Raw genomic sequence first — 16,223 nt, 5'->3', positions numbered from 1 at the left:
GGCGGGCCCCTTGAGCTGCAATTCGCCGAGATAGTCGTCCTCGATGATCCAGGCACCGCTTTGCGCCGCCCAGTCGAGCAGGCGCACGCGGCGCTTCAGCGAGAGCGGTGAGCCGAGCGGCGCCTGTTGGCCCGGCGTCACGACGGCAAGTGCTGCGTCAGGCGCATGTTGCAGCCCGTACTCCACGTCGATCCCGTTGGCATCCACCGGGATCGGCACCAGGTCGAGCCGCGCGAACTCGAGCCCCCTGCGGCTCAGCGGGAATCCCGGATCCTCCGTCCATGCACGGCGGCCCTCGAGCCCGAGCACCCGCAACGCCAGGCCAAGTCCGCCGCTGAAGCCCGACGTGATGATGATCTGCGCGGGCGAGCATTCAAATCCGCGCGCGATCGCGAGGTGCGCGGCGATCTCCCGTCGCAATTCCGGTTCGCCACGCGGATCGGTGTGGCGGGCAGGTGAGCTCAATTCGGCGCGCACGGCGCGGGAGCGGATTCGTGCGAGCAGCTTTCCGGGGAAGCACTCCGCGGCAGGGACGCCCATCTGGAAAATCCCAAGGCCCGCGGTCATGGTCCGGAATGTCTCGAGCGCCGATCCGGGAATGGCCGGCGCGTCGGGTCTTGCGACCAGCTGCGGCCGCTCTGCGACAAACGTTCCATTGGCCCTGGATGACACGATGCGCTGAGCATCGGTCAGTTTCTCGTAGGCGGCCCGGACCGTGCCGCGCGCAACGCCGAGCTGCGCGGCGAGGTCGAGCCACGACGGTAGCCGCGCGCCGGGCGCGAGAGCGCCGTTGTCGATCGCCGCCGTGATGGCGTTGCGGATCTGCTCGGCGAGCGGCGTCTTGGCCGATCGGTCGAGTGTGATCGGAAGCGGATTTGCCATGCCCCGTGGTACAACAAATCGATCCATTCTTGGTGCTTCTTTTTGGTCCGGCGCGCACGCATCTATCGGCCTGAAAAGGAGGCTTGAACAAGATGAAGATCCTGTTGCCGCTGCTCCTGGCCTGCGTGGCGCTTGTGTCGCCCGCGATGGCCGAGGACCCGCATGAAACTGTCGTGCCGAAATTCGCGCATGAAATTCCGAACATTCCCGGAAAGTCGCTGATCTCGGTTGAGGTCGACTATCCGCCCGGCGGCGCTTCGCTGCCGCACCACCATGCCAAGTCCGGCTTTCTCTATGTCTACGTGCTCTCGGGCGCGATCGAGAGCCAGCTGGAAGGCGAGGCGCCGCGAACCTATCGCGCCGGGGACAGCTTCTTCGAGCCGCCCGGCTCGCATCACGTGCTGGGGCGAAATCTGAGCAAGACAGAGCCGGCGAAACTGCTCGCGGTTTTCGTCGCCGACACCAACGACAAGGCCCTGACCGTGCCTGACAGCCAAGGAAGCAAGCAATGAGCGTTCGCATCGATTATACCGAGGTCGCGCCGGCGGGGGTGAAGGCGCTCGGCGGCGTCTACGGCTACATCATGCAATGCGGCCTCTCCGACGTTCTGGTCGAGCTGACCTACCTTCGGATCTCGCAGATCAATGGCTGTGCCTATTGCCTCGACCTGCATACGCGCAAGCTGCAGAAGATGGGCGTCAAGATCGAGAAGCTCGCGCTGGTGCAGGTCTGGCGGGAAGCGGGCACGCTGTTCGACGCCGAGGAGCGCGCGGCGTTCGCATGGGCCGAAACCGTCACGCGCGTCGCCGAGACCGCGATCCCTGACGAGGCCTATCAGGCCGCGCGCGCCGTGTTCGGCGAAAAGCAACTCGTCGATCTCACTATCGCGATCGGCCTGATGAACACCTACAACCGCATGGCCATCGGCTTCCGCAACACGCCGCAGGCCGTGCTGGCGCTCGCCGACGCCTGATCCCAGGCGCGCGGGAACGGCGAGCAGGTCGCCCGCCGTTTCCGTGTCAGTTCAGATGTCGCGGCGTCAGATCGCCGCAATCCTGCTGACGTCGGCGATGCCGCGAACCGTCATGTCGATGGCAACATAGAGGATGACCAGCAGGCCGACATAGGCGATCCAGCGATGGGTCTGCAGCAGCCGCGCGATGAAGGAGGCCGCCACGCCCATCAGCGCGATCGAGAGGATCAGGCCGAACACCAGCACGATCGGCTGCTCGCGCGCAGCGCCCGCGACCGCCAGCACGTTGTCGAGCGACATCGAAACGTCGGCGATGATGATCTGCGTCGCGGCCTGCAGCAGCGTCTTGCGCGGCGCCGGCGCGCCATCCGCGCCGTGCTCGGCCATCTCCTCCGCGGCCGAGGCGCGCAGCTCGCGCCACATCTTCCAGCACACCCAGAGCAGCAGGATGCCGCCCGCGAGCAACAGGCCGACGATCTGCATAAGCTGCGTGGTGGCGACGGCGAACAGGATGCGCAGCAGCGTCGCGGCGCCGATGCCGATCAGGATCGCCTTGCCGCGTTGCTGCTCCGGCAGGCCCGCGGCGGCAAGGCCGATGACGACGGCGTTGTCGCCGGCCAGCACCAGATCGATGACGATGACCTGCAGGAGTGCGCTGAGCGTATCGAGTGTCAGAAGTTCGAACATGGGTCATGCTCCCCTAGAGGTCGGGGAGTGGATCCGTTTCGACGGCGTCGGCAGTTGCCGTCGCGCTGACGGCGGACCACCACGATGCCAATTGGCGTCGCGGGTCGAAGCAGGGCCACTCCAATGTTCCAGTCCGACATCGCAGCTTGTGGCTGCCAGAGGGGCCCGGCCTGGGATTTACGGTCGCGATCCCGGACGCAGCGCGGCCTGTTCCTCGAAGAACAGCGCAGCCTGATCCGGCTCGCCGAGGATCGCCGCTGCGCACCCCATCAGGGTGAACGCACCGGCACAATCCCACAGGTTCAACTCAGCCGCGGTGGTGCGCACGCGAATAGCGTACGCCACGCCAGCGGTGATGGCGGCCTGCGCGAACAGCAGGATGCTGAGTACGGGCAGGACGAGCCCGGGCTCGAGCAGGCGGATCGTTGCGATCACCGGCAGTGCCGTGAGCATGCCGAACAGGAGCAGCATGCCGAACGGCTCCGGCGATGGAGCGTTCCGCATGAGCCTGTCTGGAGTCGATCGGAACATCCTGTGTCCGTTCGCGCATGCCTGGCCGCAACCGCACGCCATGGCTTCGTCGACTTGCGCCGACGATAACAGAACGCGTGCAAGCGGAGGCGTGGCGTGGCGCCGCAGGGATACGTTGTCCCGTGCGACGACCGGCCGCGCGGCAATCTGCGCTGCTAGGGGGGCGGGGTATAGCGGCGGTCCAGGTGCAGCCGCCGTGATGCGATCGCACGAAATACAACCTAAAAGTTAGCGATGGAAGATTACAGTGTTAGCGATATTCCGCTCGTAGCGGCGGCACGCCATGGCAAAGTCGATATCGCGCAATTATCTTGAGCGCCGGCGCAGGACGAACGACCGAAGGACGATGGCGATGAAAATGGAAGGCAAGACGGTGCTGATCACCGGCTCCACCGATGGTGTCGGACGCTACGTTGCGATGAAGCTCGCGGCTGCCGGCGCCCGCGTCCTGATCCATGGTCGCGACACGGCGCGGGCGCAGACGCTCGCCGACGAGATCAAGCGGGTCAGCGGCCGCGAGCCGATGTTCTATCAGGCCGATCTCTCCTCGCTCGCCGAGGTTCGCGAGTTCGCCCAGCTGGTGCTCGACGATCAGGAACGGCTCGATGTCTTCGTCAGCAATGCCGGCATCGGTTCGCAGAACGAGGGGCCGGCGCGGCAGACCAGCAAGGATGGGCACGAGCTGCGCTTTGCGGTGAACTATCTCGCGGGCTTCCTGCTCACGCAGATGCTGCTGCCGCGGCTGAAGGCGAGCGCGCCGGCGCGTATCGTCCATGTCGCCTCGCTCGGCCAGCATCCGATCGATTTCGACGACGTGATGATCACGAAGAACTACAGCGGCGGCCGCGCCTACGCACAGAGCAAGCTGTCGCAGATCATGTTCACGATCGATCTTGCGGCGGAGTTGCAGGGGACCGGCGTTACCGTGAATTCGCTGCATCCGGCGACCTACATGAACACGACGATGGTGCGCGCCAGCGGCACCACGCCGATGTCGACGGTGGAGCAGGGCGGCGACGCCATCCTGCGTCTGGTACACGGCGACGACGTCGCCGACCGGAGCGGGCTGTTCTTCGACGGCATGCGCGAGGCCCGCGCTCATGCGCAAGCCTATGATGCCGAGGCGCGGAAGCGGCTGCGGGCGTTGAGCCTGAAGCTGACGGGGTTGGCACACTGATCGCGCATTGCGCGGACCCGTTGGCTAACTCGCCCTACATTCTACGTTTCCTGCTTCGCCTCGACCGCCTTTGTCGCGAACTGCGGAAACATCTCGGCCACGACGGGCCCGTCCAGCCGCCACGAATGGCAGCCGCCGACGAAGAACGGCGGCTCCTTGAGATCCTGCTGCCGGTCGAGCGAGCCGCGGCCCTGCGGGTCCTTGCCTGACGTCGCGGTCTGGAACAGCGTCGTCACCGCCGGCCCCAGCAGCTCGGCGAGATGGGTGCAGGTCTCTAGCCTGCCGATCTTGCGCCGGACAAGCTCGCGCCAGCCCTTGCCGATGCGCTCGCCCACCAGGCGCTGCAGGATGCCTTCGACGTCGAGGCAGGAGGGGTAGGGCGTCGAGGCCATCGTGGTGCCGGTCTCGCGGATCGTGAAGCTGTCATCGACCGCGAGCCGCAGGCGGATGTCGTGCACGGGATCCTCGGGCCGCAGCTCGCCGCGATAGCGCTCGTGCCGCGCATAGGGTTTTGTGTCGACCAGCCGCGCCTCGACCTCCCACAGACCGTCGTCTCTGAGATAGCCGAGACATTCGACGGAGCGGCGGTGCATCAGGCGGCGGCCTTTGCCGTCGGCATTGGTGTCGGTTGCGGACATCGGAACTCGCGAGATTGAAATCTAGACTGATCCAATCGGCCACATGCTCCGATGTCAACGCTTGCTGCTGAATGACGTCATGAGCCTTCGTCATTCCGGGATGGTCCGCAGGACCAGACCCGGAATCTCGAGATTCTCTGGTGCGCAGGCGCCCACCATAGTTCGATGCTTTCGCATCGCCCCGGAATGACGGGATCAGAGCTTGACTTAGGGGTTTGAGCAGAGCGCATCAGCTCACGCGCCGATCGCGGTTCTCCCAGTACGGCCGCCGCAGCTCGCGCTTCAGGATTTTCCCCGCACCCGAGAGCGGCAGCGGTGTCGAGGTAATGTCGACGCTGCGCGGGCATTTGTAGCCGGCGATCAGCGTCTTGCAGTGCTCCATCAGCTCCTCCGGCGTGGCGCCGGCGCCGCTCTTCATCACCACGACCGCATGCACCTGCTCGCCCCAACGCTCGCTGGGAATGCCGATCACGGCGCATTGCGCCACCGCCGGATGCTGTGCCAGCGCGTTCTCGACCTCCGCCGAATAGACGTTCTCGCCGCCGGAGATGATCATGTCCTTGACGCGGTCGACGACGTAGACGAAGCCGTCCGCGTCCATGTAGCCGCCGTCACCGGTATGCATCCAGCCGTCGATCACGGCGCGCGCGGTCTCCTCCGGCCGCTCCCAATAGCCCATCATGACGACGTCGCCGCGCACGGCGATCTCGCCGACGGTGCCGGTTGGAACGATTTTGTCCTCGGCGTCGACGATCTTGACCTCGCAGCCGAGCGTGGCGCGGCCGGCGCCGCGATGCCGGCCCTTGGCACGGCCCTCGCCGATGTGCTCCTTCCAGTGCAGCAGGGTTGCGATCGGCGACAATTCGGTCATGCCGTAGGCTTGGGTGAACTCGACATGCGGCAGCGCCTTCATCGCGCGCATCAGCACGGCGTCGCTAATCACCGAGGCGCCGTAGGAGATCCGCTTCAGCGACGACAAATCGTAATTGCCGAGCGAGGGGTGATCGACAAACATCTGGATCATCGTCGGCACCAGCAGGACGTCGGTGACGCGCTCCTTCTGCATCGCCGCCGCGACCGCATCGGGCGTGAAGCCCTGGATCACGACATTGGAGCCGCCCGACAGCAGCACCGAGTACATGGCCGCGCCATTGGCGAGGTGGAACATCGGTGCCGCATGCAGATAGGTCGAAGTGCCGGGCCAGAGGCCTTCGCCGAGCGCGTTCAGCGCATTGGCCATCAGATTGCGGTGGCTCAGCATCACGCCCTTGGAACGCCCCGTGGTGCCGCCGGTGTAGAAGATGCCGGCGAGATCCTCCGGCTTGCGCATAGCGTCCGGGATCGGTGCGTTGCCTGCAATCAGGCTCTCGTAGTTCTCCATGCCGTCGGGCATCGCGCCGTCGTCGGCGTAAACCAGCTTCAGGCCGGGTAGGGCCTTCGCCAGGGTAACGCCGACCGGCGCAAACGCCTTGTCGACGAACAGGATCCCGGCGCGGCAATCGCGCAGCGCGTCCTCGTTCTCGAGCGGGGACCAGCGGATGTTAAGCGGCACGATCACTGCGCCGGCCCAGCCCACCGCGAGATAGAGCTCGAGATAACGATCGGAATTCAGCGATAGGATCGCGACGCGATCGCCATCCTTGGCGCCGAGCCCGCGAATGGCGGCGGCGAGGCGGGCGACGCGGTCGCCGACCTCGTGCCACTTGCGCCGCCGCTCACCGCAGACGACTGCGAGCCCGTTTGGATTGACCTGCAGCGCGCGCCGCAGTCCGTTCGTGATGTTCACTCCTGTCCTCCCTTGCTGCGTTTCCCGTGCGAGGCGGTTTGCCCGCCTTCTTGCGCGTTGTCGTGGTGGCGATGCCTTCGGTGAGGCGGATCGCGAACTCCTCTGCCACAGCCTTGCCGGTCATCGGCCCGCCGGGCTGGAACCAGTGGCCGATCCAGTTCAGCGAACCCGCGATCGCGAACGCCGAGAGTTTCGGATCGCACGGCCTGACCGAGCCGTCGTCGATGCCTTGCACGATATAGTCGCGGAAGGCGCGGTCGATTCTTTTCTTCGCGGTCTGGACGATCTTGCGATTGTCCTCGTTGAGGTCGCGGACGTCGAAGCGGACCAGGCTCTTGCCGTAATCCGTCGTCATCAGCTCGGCATATCTGACGGTCAGCTTGCGCAGCTTATCAAGGCCTGTGCCGCCGCCGGCCGAGGTCTCGGCAATGCAATCGTCGACCAGTTCGTTGCCGAGCGACCAGCACTCGAACAGGATCTCGTCCTTGCTGCGGAAATAATTGTACAGCGCGGGCTTGGTGATGTTCAGCCGCTTGGCGACGTCGTTGAGCGTGGCGCGGTGATAGCCCTGTTCCAGGAACAGGCCGACCGCCGCGCGCAGCACCGCCTCGCGCTTCTCGTCACGGGCGCGGCGGCGGCTTTCAAACGGCAGCCAGGGTGACTGGGGAGAGGAAGAGGGGGCGCTGGCGTCCATGGCGTGAGGGCTGTCGCATTGACTCCGGAGAACGTCCCGTATATTACCCATGGGTAATAAATAGTCCAGCGGGTAATTTTCGGGAGGACACAGATGACGTCACGCGCCTATGTTGCCGGGGTCGGCATGATCCCGTTCGTCAAGCCCGGCGCCAACGCGCCCTACCACGTGATGGGCGCGGAGGCGGCGAAGCTCGCACTCGCTGACGCCGGTCTCGACTACGGCAAGGTGCAGCAGGCCTATGTCGGCTACGTCTACGGCGACTCCACCTGCGGGCAGCGCGCGCTCTATCCGGTCGGCATGACCGGCATCCCGATCGTCAACGTCAACAACAACTGCTCGACCGGCTCGACTGCGCTGTTCCTGGCACGGCAGGCGATCGAGTCGGGCGCGGCCGATTGCGTGATGGCGCTCGGCTTCGAGCAGATGAAGCCCGGCGCGCTCGGCGCCGTCTTCACCGATCGGCCCAGCGCGTTCGACGATTTCGACGCCGCCGCCGACAAGCTGGTCGATGCGCCCGGCGTACCGCTGGCGTTGCGCTATTTCGGCGGCGCGGGCCTCAGCCACATGAAGAAGTACGGCACGCCGCTGAATGCGTTCGCCAAGGTGCGCGCCAAGGCAAGTCGCCATGCCAAGAACAATCCGCTGGCGCTGTTCCGCAAGGAAGTCACCGCCGACGACGTGATGAACGACCAGGTGATCTGGCCCGGTGTGATGACGCGCCTGATGGCGTGCCCGCCGACCTGCGGCGGCGCCGCGGCGATCCTGGTCTCTGAGAAATTCGCCGAGCAGCACGGCCTCAACAAGCAGGTCCGTATCGCCGCCCAGGCGATGACGACCGACACGCCGTCGACCTTCGGCGCCAACGACATGATGCAGGTCGTCGGCTACGACATGGCGCGCGATGCCGCCAAGAAGGTCTACGAGGCGGCCGGCATCGGGCCTGAGGACCTCGACGTCGTCGAGCTGCACGATTGCTTCGCCCATAATGAGCTGATCACCTATGAAGGGCTCGGGCTGTGCGGCGAGGGCGAGGCGGCGCGCTTCATCGACAACGGTGACAACACCTATGGCGGCAAGATCGTCACCAATCCCTCCGGTGGCTTGCTATCGAAGGGCCACCCGCTCGGCGCCACCGGGCTCGCGCAGTGCTACGAGTTGACGCGTCAGCTGCGCGGCACGGCCGCGACCACGCAGGTGGAAGGTGCGCGGATCGGCTTGCAGCATAATCTCGGCCTCGGCGGCGCCTGCGTCGTGACGCTCTACGAACGCGCCTGAGGCGATCATGGTCGATCAATCCGCCGTCGGACGTGCGTTCACGCCTGTCACCGCGCGTGTCGAGCCGGGGCGTTTGCGCTTCTTCCTCGATACGCTCGGCGAGCGCAATCCGCTCTATCGCGAGCCGGACGCTGCACGCAGCGCCGGCTATGCGGCGGCCCCGGTGCCGCCGACCTATCTGTTCTGCCTCGAAATGATGGACGCGCCAGATCCGTTCGAGTTCTTGACCGCGCTCGACATCGATCTTGCCCGCGTGCTGCATGGCGAGCAAAGGTTCGACTATCACGCGGCCGTTGTTATCGGCGACACGCTGACCTTCAAGTCGCGCGTTGAGAGCGTCACGGACAAGAAGGGCGGTGCGATGACGCTGATCGTCGTCGTCACAGAGATCACCAACCAGGACGGCGTCCACGTCGCGGATACCTCGCGCACGGTGGTGGTGCGCAATGTGGTGCCGTCATGAGCACGAATTCTCCCTCGCTCGGCGAGCGCGTCGTCCACAAGGAGTTTCCGCCGATCACCCGCCATCGCCTCGCGCTGTATTGCGGCGCCTCTGGCGATCACAATCCGATCCATGTCGACATCGACTTCGCGAGGGCGGCCGGTTTTCCCGACGTGTTCTCGCACGGCATGCTCGTGATGGGCTATCTCGGCCAGGCGCTGACCGATGCCGTTGCGCCGTCGCGCATCCGTTCGTTCTCAACGCGTTTCGCCGCGATCACGCAGCTCGGTGCAAGGTTGACCTGCGAAGGCACGGTGACCGAGCTGATCGAACAGGGTGGTGAGAAGCGGGCAAAGCTCGCGCTCACGGCGAAGGATCAGAACGGCGAAGTTAAGCTCGCCGGGGAGGCGATCATTGCGTTGTAGCGAGATGAGGTCGCGCTCTGGCCGCGAAAACACTGCGCTCCTCGCCCCGCTCTTGCGGGGAGAGGGGTGGGTGAGGGCCGCTTCCGCGAGTGCTGACGGCTGAGAGACCTGTACCCCTTCACCCGGAACGCATCTGACGATGCGTTCCGACCTCTCCCCGCAGGCGGGGCGAGGTAAAAGAGGGGCCAATCGCTCGAGTTCAATGAACGACGCCTATTCGCTAGGGAGACACCATGTCCAAACTGCAAGGCAAAGTCGCGCTCGTCTCCGGCTCCGGCCGCGGCATCGGGCGAGCGATCGCGTTGAAGCTCGCGCGCGAGGGCGCCCGCGTCGTGGTCAACGATCTCGATGCCGAGCCGGGCGATGCCGTCGCGGCCGAGATCAAGGCCATGGGCGGCGAGGCGATCGCGGTCAATGGCAGCGTGACGGAGGCGGGATTTGCCGATCGCTTCGTTGGCGCTGCGATGGAGCGCTTCGGCGGCCTCGACATCATCGTCAACAATGCCGGCTACACTTGGGATTCGACGATCCAGAAAATGACCGACGAGCAGTTCCAGGCGATGCTGGACGTCCATCTGGTCGCCCCGTTCCGCATCCTGCGCGCGGCCTCCGAGCCGATCCGGGTGATGGCGAAGAAGGAAGCCGAGGCCGGCCGCGAGGTGTTCCGCAAGGTCGTCAACATCTCCTCGATCGCTGGCCTCTACGGCAATGCCGGGCAGGTGAGCTATTCCTCGGCCAAGGCGTCGCTGATCGGGCTGACGCGGACGATGTGCAAGGAGTGGGGCCGCTACAAGGTCAACGTCAATTGCGTCGCCTTCGGCTTGATCAACACCCGTCTGACCCAGCCGATCGAGGCGCAGCAGAAGACCATCGACGTCGCCGGCCGCGACATCAAGGTCGGTGTGCAGCCGCAGATGCTGGAGGCGATGGGCCGGATGATCCCGCTCGGCCGCGGCGGCACGCCGGAGGAGGCTGCGGACGCGGTCTATCTGTTCTGTTCGCCGGAATCGAACTACATCAGCGGTCAGGTGATCGTCGCCGGCGGCGGTCTTTTGATCTAAACAAGAATCGAGAGCCCGTCCCGATCTATCGAAGCGGAAAGGGCTCTGCAGTGAGGGCATGATGCAATACCGATCGTCCTGGATGACCGAGGAGCTGGACACCTTCCGTGGCCAGTTCCGCAAATTCCTCGCCAAGGATCTGGCGCCGCACGCCGAAAAATGGCGTGCGCAGAAGCTGGTCGACCGCTCGGCCTGGCGCGCGCTCGGCGAGATGGGCGCGCTGCTGCCGAGCGTGCCCGAAGCCTATGGCGGCCTCGGCACCACCTTCGCCTACGACGCCGCCGTGCTTGATGATCTCGAGAGCACGGTGCCGGAGCTGACCACCGGCGTCTCCGTGCACAGCGCGATCGTCGCGCACTACATCCTCAACTACGGCTCGGAGGAGCAGAAGAAGCGCTGGCTGCCGAAGATGGCGTCGGGCGAGATGGTCGGCGCCATCGCGATGACCGAGCCCGGCACCGGCTCCGATCTGCAGGCGGTCAAGACCACGGCGAAGAAGCAGGGCAATTCCTACGTCATCAACGGCCAGAAGACCTTCATCACCAACGGCCAGGCCGCCGACCTCGTGATCGTGGTGGCGCGCACCGGCGGCGTGGGCGCCAAGGGCATTTCGCTGATCGTGGTCGAGACCGAAGGCGCCGAGGGCTACCGGCGCGGGCGCAACCTCGACAAGATCGGCCTGCACGCTTCCGACACCTCGGAGCTGTTCTTCGACAATGTCGTGGTGCCGCCGGAGAATTTGCTCGGAACCGAGGAGGGCAACGGCTTCGTGCAGCTGATGCAGCAATTGCCGCAGGAGCGGTTGTCGCTCGCGATCGGCGCCGTCGCATCGATGGAGCGCGCGGTGAAGATCACCGCCGACTACACCAAGGAACGCAACGCGTTCGGCAAGCCGCTGCTCGAATTCCAGAACACCGCCTTCAAGCTCGCCGAACGCAAGACCGAGGCGATGATCGCTCGCGTGTTCGTCGACTGGTGCGTCGACCGCCTGGTCGCCGGCGACCTCGACACGGTCACCGCCTCGATGGCGAAATGGTGGTGCTCGCAGAAGCAGGTCGAGACCGCGGACGAATGCCTGCAGCTGTACGGCGGCTACGGCTACATGCAGGAATATCCGATCTCGCGGATGTTCATCGATTCCCGCATCCAGAAGATCTACGGCGGCACCAACGAGATCATGAAGCTCTTGATAGCGCGCTCGTTGTAGGCGGGCGATCGCTCCGGTGTTATCCCGCCGCGTGGAAGCGGCTGAGGAATGCCTTCAGCCGCTCGCTCTTCGGTTTGCGGATGATCTGGTCGGCGCTGCCGATCTCGGCCATGATGCCGTCATTCATGAATCCGACGCGGCTCGACACGTCGGCGGCGAAGGCCATTTCGTGCGTCACCAGCACCATGGTCATGCCTTCGGTGGCGAGGCGCTCGAGCCGGGCCTGAAGTCGCGGACGCTCACCGTCAACGGCGTCTCCAAGGCCTATGCGATGACCGGCTGGCGCGTCGGCTATGGCGGCGGACCGCGCGAATTGATCGCGGCGATGGCCGTGGTGCAGAGCCAGAGCACGACCAACCCGTCCTCGGTGAGCCAGGCGGCGGCGATCGCGGCGCTGACCGGCTCGCAGGATGTCCTCCGCGATCGCCGCGCCGCGTTCCAGCGCCGCCGCGATCTCGTGGTCGAATCGCTCAATGCCATCGACGGCGTGAGCTGCCGGCGGCCGGAGGGCACATTCTATACCTTCGCAAGTTGCGCAGGCCTGATCGGCCGCCGGACGCATGACGGTATGCAAATCGACAGCGATAGCGCGTTCTGCCGCTATCTTTTGCAGCAGCACGACGTCGCCGTGGTGCCGGGCAGCTGCTTCGGCCTTGCGCCATATTTCCGTCTATCCTACGCAACCTCGGACCAAAATCTGCGCGACGCGCTGAGCCGCATCGCCAATGCCTGCAGGGAGCTGTCATGACCAAAACCAACGCCCGCACCGGAGGCCAGATCCTGATCGACCAGCTGGTCGCGCAAGGGGTGGAGCGTGTCACCTGCGTGCCCGGCGAGAGCTATCTCGCGGCGCTCGACGCGCTGCATGACAGCCCGATCGACGTCATGATCTGCCGCGCCGAGGGTGGCGCTGCCATGATGGCGGAGGCCTACGGCAAGCTCACGGGACGTCCGGGCATCTGCTTCGTGACCCGCGGCCCCGGTTCGACCAATGCCGCCCACGGCGTGCACATCGCGATGCAGGACTCGACCCCGATGATCCTCTTCGTCGGCCAGGTCGACACCGGCATGCGCGAGCGCGAGGCGTTCCAGGAACTCGATTACAAGGCCGTGTTCGGCACCATGGCGAAATGGGCGGTCGAGATCGATCGCCCGGATCGCATTCCGGAACTGGTCGCGCGCGCCTTCCGGGTCGCGTTGCAGGGGCGCCCCGGCCCAGTCGTGATCTCGCTGCCCGAGAACATGCTCACCGAAACCGCCGCGGTCGCCGACGCACCGAAGGTCGAGCCCGCGGCAACCTGGCCAGCGCCATCCGATCTCGAACGCCTCGGCGCGATGCTGGCCTCCGCCAAGGCGCCGATCGTCGTCCTCGGCGGTTCCGCCTGGACGGAGGAGGCGACCAAGGGCATTGCGCGCTTTGCCGAGCGGTTCGATCTGCCCGTTGCGACCTCGTTCCGCCGCGCCTCGCTGATCGATGCCGATCACTCGCATTATGCCGGCGATCTCGGTATCGGGCCGAGCCCGCAGCTCAAGGCGCGCATCATCAACGCCGACGTGATCCTGCTGATCGGCGGCCGCATGTCGGAAATGCCGTCATCGTCCTACACGCTGCTCGACATTCCGGTGCCGAGCCAGAAGCTGATCCACGTCCATCCGGGCTCGGAAGAGCTCGGTCGCGTCTATCAGCCGGCGCTCGCGATCCAGGCAACGCCCACCGCCTTTGCCGCCGCCGTCGAAACCATGAAGCCGGCAGCCGCGCCGGCCTGGAAGGGCGAGGCTGCCAAGGCGCATGCGGACTACATCGCCTGGACCGAGAAGCCGCGCGAGCTGCCCGGCAATTTCCAGTACGGCCAGGTCGTCACCTGGCTGCGTGACCGCCTGCCGAAGGACGCGATCGTCTGTAACGGCGCCGGCAATTACGCCGGCTGGCTGCATCGCCATCATCGCTTCCATAGCTTCGCTGCCCAGCTCGCGCCGACCTCGGGCTCGATGGGCTACGGCGTGCCGGCGGCTGTGATGGCCAAGCGGCATCATCCGGATCGCGTCGTCGTGGCGTTTGCCGGCGACGGCTGCTTCCTGATGAACGGGCAGGAGTTCGCGACTGCCGTGCAGTATGATGCGCCGTTGATCGTCGTCGTCGTCGACAACGCGCAATACGGCACCATCCGCATGCATCAGGAGCGCGACTATCCAGGCCGCGTCGTCGGCACCCAGCTGAAGAATCCGGACTTCGCGCTCTACGCCAAGGCGTTCGGCGGCCATGGCGAGCGGGTCGAGCGGACCGAGGACTTCGCGCCGGCGTTCGAGCGTGCGCTTGCCTCGGGCAAGCCTGCGATCCTGCACTGCCTGGTCGATCAGCGCGCGCTGTCGGTGGGCAAGGACTTCGTGCCCGATGAGGCCAAGCGCTGATGACCGGAACGGGCCGCCACATTGCGATCATCGGTGCCGGCGCGGTCGGCGTGATCAGCGCCATCGAGGCGCTGCGCGAGGGACACCGTGTCACGCTGATCGATCCGGGCGAGCCCGGCGGCACACAGGCGGCGAGCTACGGCAACGCCGGCTGGCTGTCGTCCCATTCGGTGATCCCGCCGGCGGAGCCCGGCACCTGGAAGAAGGTGCCGGGCTATCTGATGGATCCGCTCGGGCCCTTGGCGATCCGCTGGTCGTATTTGCCGAAGGCGCTGCCCTGGCTGGTCAAGTACCTGTTTTCGAGCTGGACCGAGGCCCAGGTCGAGACCACGGCGCGGGCGCTGCGCGATCTGCTGAAGGATGCGCCGCTGCTGCACAAGCAGCTTGCGGAGGAGGCCGGTGTCCCCCAATTGATCGAGCGGCGCGGGGTGATGCATGTGTATCCCTCGCGCGCGCCGTTCGACGGCGATCTCGGCTGGCGCATCCGCAAGCGCGTCGGTATCGAATGGCTGGAGCTCAACGAGGACGAGATCCGCCAGCGCGAGCCTGATTTGGATCCGCGCTACAAGTTCGGTGTCGTGGTCGAGGAGGCGGGACGTTGCCGCGATCCCGGCGCTTACGTCGCCGCGCTTGCCGCGCACGCGATGGCCAATGGTGCCACGCGCATCGCGGCCAAGGCGACCGGCCTCAAGCTCGACGGCAACAAGCTCGTCGCCGTCGTCACCGAGACCGGAGAGATTCCGTGCGATGCCGCGGTCGTCGCCGCCGGCGCGCACTCGAAGCGCTTGACCGCCTCGATCGGCGATCCGGTGCCGCTGGAAACCGAGCGCGGTTATCACGTCATGATCGAGAACCCGGAATCCGGTCCGCGCAATTCGATGATGGCCTCCGATGCCAAGATGGTCGTCAACTGGACCGACAAGGGCCTCCGCGCCGCCGGCACGGTCGAGATCGCAGGCCTCGACGCCGCGCCGAACTGGAAGCGCGCCGAGATCCTGCGCGACAATCTCCTCAGCATGTTTCCGAAACTGCCGCGGAACATCCCGGCCTCGCGCATCAAGACCTGGTTCGGCCATCGCCCGAGCATGCCCGACGGCCGTCCGTGCATCGGCTACGCGCGCGCCTCGCGCGACGTCGTCTATGCGTTCGGCCACGGCCATGTCGGTCTGGTCGGCTCGGCCCGTACCGGGCGCCTCGTCGCGCAACTCCTGAGCGGCAAGTCACCGGAAATTCCGCTTCAACCGTTCGCTCCCTCCCGCTTCCTCTGAGATGTCGATGCCATGACGTATCCAGCGAATTCCTCCTCCCGTATCGCGCCCGCGGCGGCAAGGCGCTCTATGGCGCGCCGCTCGGCATCCTGATGCTCGAGGCGCGCTTCCCGCGCATTCCCGGCGACATGGGCAATGGCACCACCTGGCCGTTCCCGGTGCTGTATCGTGTCGTCAGCGGCGCTTCGCCGGAGAAGGTGGTGCTGAAGGGCGCGGCCGGCCTGCTGCCTGATTTCATCGACGCGGCAAAGGATCTGGTGCGGCTCGGCGCCGAAGCCATCACCACCAATTGCGGCTTCCTGGCGCTGTTCCAGAAGGAGCTCGCGGCTGCCGTCGGCGTGCCGGTTGCGACCTCGTCGCTGATGCAGGTGCCGTGGGTGCAGGCGACCTTGCCGCCGGGCAAGCGCGTCGGCCTCGTCACGGTCTCCGGTTCGACGCTGTCGGCGGCCCATCTCGAGGGCGCCGGCGTGCCGCTCGATACGCCGCTGGTCGGGACCGAGAACGGCAAGGAATTCTTCCGCGTCCTGATCAAGGCCGAAAAGGACGACATGGACGTGGTGCAGGCCGAACGCGATGTCGTCGAGGCCGGCAAGGAGCTGGTGGCGCGCCACCCCGAGGTCGGCGCGATCGTGCTGGAATGCACCAACATGCCGCCTTACGCCGCCGCGTTGCAGGCGGAGGTCGGCCTGCCGGTCTATGACATCTATTCCATGATCACCTGGTTTCACGCCGGCCTGCGGCCGCGTGCCTTCGGATGACCGAGCA

17 protein-coding genes and 2 pseudogenes are annotated in these 16,223 nt (G+C 65.9%); 12 read left to right on the top strand and 7 right to left on the bottom strand.

The features are described from left to right. The coding region (locus AS156_RS27750; RefSeq protein WP_136626470.1) for an aminotransferase-like domain-containing protein at positions 1–882 on the bottom strand (882 nt) is incomplete at its 3' end. A 92-nt stretch (positions 883–974) separates the two neighbouring features. On the opposite strand from AS156_RS27750, the gene AS156_RS27745 reads away from it, so the two are divergent. Further along, the gene (locus tag AS156_RS27745) at positions 975–1,394 is read left to right on the top strand and encodes a cupin domain-containing protein (protein WP_066511516.1); all 420 of its coding nucleotides are present in this window, start codon (positions 975–977) and stop codon (positions 1,392–1,394) included. After that, a complete protein-coding gene (locus AS156_RS27740) occupies positions 1,391–1,855 on the top strand; it encodes a carboxymuconolactone decarboxylase family protein (protein WP_066511296.1) in 465 nt (154 codons plus the stop codon). Before AS156_RS27745 ends, AS156_RS27740 begins: the two co-directional genes overlap by 4 nt. Positions 1,856–1,921: 66 nt before the next feature. On the opposite strand, the gene AS156_RS27735 is transcribed toward AS156_RS27740, so the two are convergent. Beyond that, the gene (locus tag AS156_RS27735; RefSeq protein WP_066511294.1) at positions 1,922–2,542 is read right to left on the bottom strand and encodes a TerC family protein; all 621 of its coding nucleotides are present in this window, start codon (positions 2,540–2,542) and stop codon (positions 1,922–1,924) included. Between the two features lie 177 nt (positions 2,543–2,719). Beyond that, on the bottom strand, positions 2,720–3,013 hold the full coding sequence (locus AS156_RS27730) for a hypothetical protein (RefSeq protein WP_066511513.1): 294 nt from the start codon (positions 3,011–3,013) through the stop codon (positions 2,720–2,722). A gap of 412 nt (positions 3,014–3,425) precedes the next feature. On the opposite strand from AS156_RS27730, the gene AS156_RS27725 reads away from it, so the two are divergent. Continuing rightward, entirely contained in the window at positions 3,426–4,250 is an 825-nt protein-coding gene (locus tag AS156_RS27725; RefSeq protein ID WP_066511512.1) for an SDR family NAD(P)-dependent oxidoreductase, read from the top strand. 41 nt (positions 4,251–4,291) lie between these two features. Here the strand turns inward: AS156_RS27725 and AS156_RS27720 are convergent, their stop codons facing one another. From AS156_RS27720 to AS156_RS27710, 3 genes are all read right to left on the bottom strand, one after another. Next, positions 4,292–4,888 (bottom strand): DUF2889 domain-containing protein, encoded by a 597-nt coding sequence (locus AS156_RS27720; RefSeq protein WP_066511287.1) that lies wholly within the window; start codon positions 4,886–4,888, stop codon positions 4,292–4,294. 229 nt (positions 4,889–5,117) lie between these two features. Further along, a complete protein-coding gene (locus AS156_RS27715; RefSeq protein ID WP_066511285.1) occupies positions 5,118–6,674 on the bottom strand; it encodes an acyl-CoA synthetase in 1,557 nt (518 codons plus the stop codon). Further along, a complete protein-coding gene (locus AS156_RS27710) occupies positions 6,604–7,368 on the bottom strand; it encodes a TetR/AcrR family transcriptional regulator (RefSeq protein WP_066511282.1) in 765 nt (254 codons plus the stop codon). The genes AS156_RS27715 and AS156_RS27710 overlap by 71 nt, the downstream gene beginning before the upstream one ends. A gap of 93 nt (positions 7,369–7,461) precedes the next feature. Here AS156_RS27710 and AS156_RS27705 point away from each other — a divergent pair, with 93 nt between their 5' ends. The 5 genes from AS156_RS27705 to AS156_RS27685 all read left to right on the top strand — a co-directional run bounded on the left by AS156_RS27705 (position 7,462) and on the right by AS156_RS27685 (position 11,781). Continuing rightward, positions 7,462–8,646: a lipid-transfer protein gene (locus AS156_RS27705; protein WP_066511280.1), complete on the top strand. Its 1,185-nt coding sequence runs from the start codon at positions 7,462–7,464 to the stop codon at positions 8,644–8,646. A 7-nt stretch (positions 8,647–8,653) separates the two neighbouring features. Next, the gene (locus AS156_RS27700; protein ID WP_066511277.1) at positions 8,654–9,109 is read left to right on the top strand and encodes a MaoC family dehydratase N-terminal domain-containing protein; all 456 of its coding nucleotides are present in this window, start codon (positions 8,654–8,656) and stop codon (positions 9,107–9,109) included. Beyond that, complete coding sequence (locus AS156_RS27695) at positions 9,106–9,513, top strand: MaoC family dehydratase (RefSeq protein WP_066511274.1); 408 nt, start codon at positions 9,106–9,108, stop codon at positions 9,511–9,513. Before AS156_RS27700 ends, AS156_RS27695 begins: the two co-directional genes overlap by 4 nt. A 233-nt stretch (positions 9,514–9,746) precedes the next feature. Continuing rightward, positions 9,747–10,574: an SDR family NAD(P)-dependent oxidoreductase gene (locus AS156_RS27690; protein WP_066511272.1), complete on the top strand. Its 828-nt coding sequence runs from the start codon at positions 9,747–9,749 to the stop codon at positions 10,572–10,574. Between the two features lie 61 nt (positions 10,575–10,635). Beyond that, complete coding sequence (locus tag AS156_RS27685; RefSeq protein ID WP_066511510.1) at positions 10,636–11,781, top strand: acyl-CoA dehydrogenase family protein; 1,146 nt, start codon at positions 10,636–10,638, stop codon at positions 11,779–11,781. A 19-nt stretch (positions 11,782–11,800) separates the two neighbouring features. On the opposite strand, the gene AS156_RS42390 is transcribed toward AS156_RS27685, so the two are convergent. Beyond that, positions 11,801–11,968, bottom strand: a complete 168-nt coding sequence (locus AS156_RS42390; RefSeq protein ID WP_283807945.1) for an ATP-binding cassette domain-containing protein — start codon at positions 11,966–11,968, stop codon at positions 11,801–11,803. A 24-nt stretch (positions 11,969–11,992) separates the two neighbouring features. On the opposite strand from AS156_RS42390, the pseudogene AS156_RS27680 reads away from it, so the two are divergent. From AS156_RS27680 to AS156_RS27665, 4 genes and pseudogenes are all read left to right on the top strand, one after another. After that, positions 11,993–12,529 (top strand): annotated as a pseudogene (locus tag AS156_RS27680) (aminotransferase class I/II-fold pyridoxal phosphate-dependent enzyme); the annotation flags it as partial. Next, positions 12,526–14,190: a thiamine pyrophosphate-binding protein gene (locus tag AS156_RS27675; protein WP_066511270.1), complete on the top strand. Its 1,665-nt coding sequence runs from the start codon at positions 12,526–12,528 to the stop codon at positions 14,188–14,190. The pseudogene AS156_RS27680 and the gene AS156_RS27675, both read left to right, overlap by 4 nt. Further along, positions 14,190–15,458, top strand: a complete 1,269-nt coding sequence (locus AS156_RS27670; protein ID WP_066511268.1) for an NAD(P)/FAD-dependent oxidoreductase — start codon at positions 14,190–14,192, stop codon at positions 15,456–15,458. Before AS156_RS27675 ends, AS156_RS27670 begins: the two co-directional genes overlap by 1 nt. A 12-nt stretch (positions 15,459–15,470) precedes the next feature. Further along, positions 15,471–16,216 (top strand): annotated as a pseudogene (locus AS156_RS27665) (aspartate/glutamate racemase family protein). Positions 16,217–16,223: the final 7 nt, after the last annotated feature.

The organism is Bradyrhizobium macuxiense (assembly GCF_001542415.1).
In the GTDB taxonomy this organism is placed as follows: domain Bacteria; phylum Pseudomonadota; class Alphaproteobacteria; order Rhizobiales; family Xanthobacteraceae; genus Bradyrhizobium; species Bradyrhizobium macuxiense.
The sequence above is the reverse complement of the archived record's forward strand: the minus strand, read 5'-3'. Positions and strand labels throughout refer to the sequence as shown.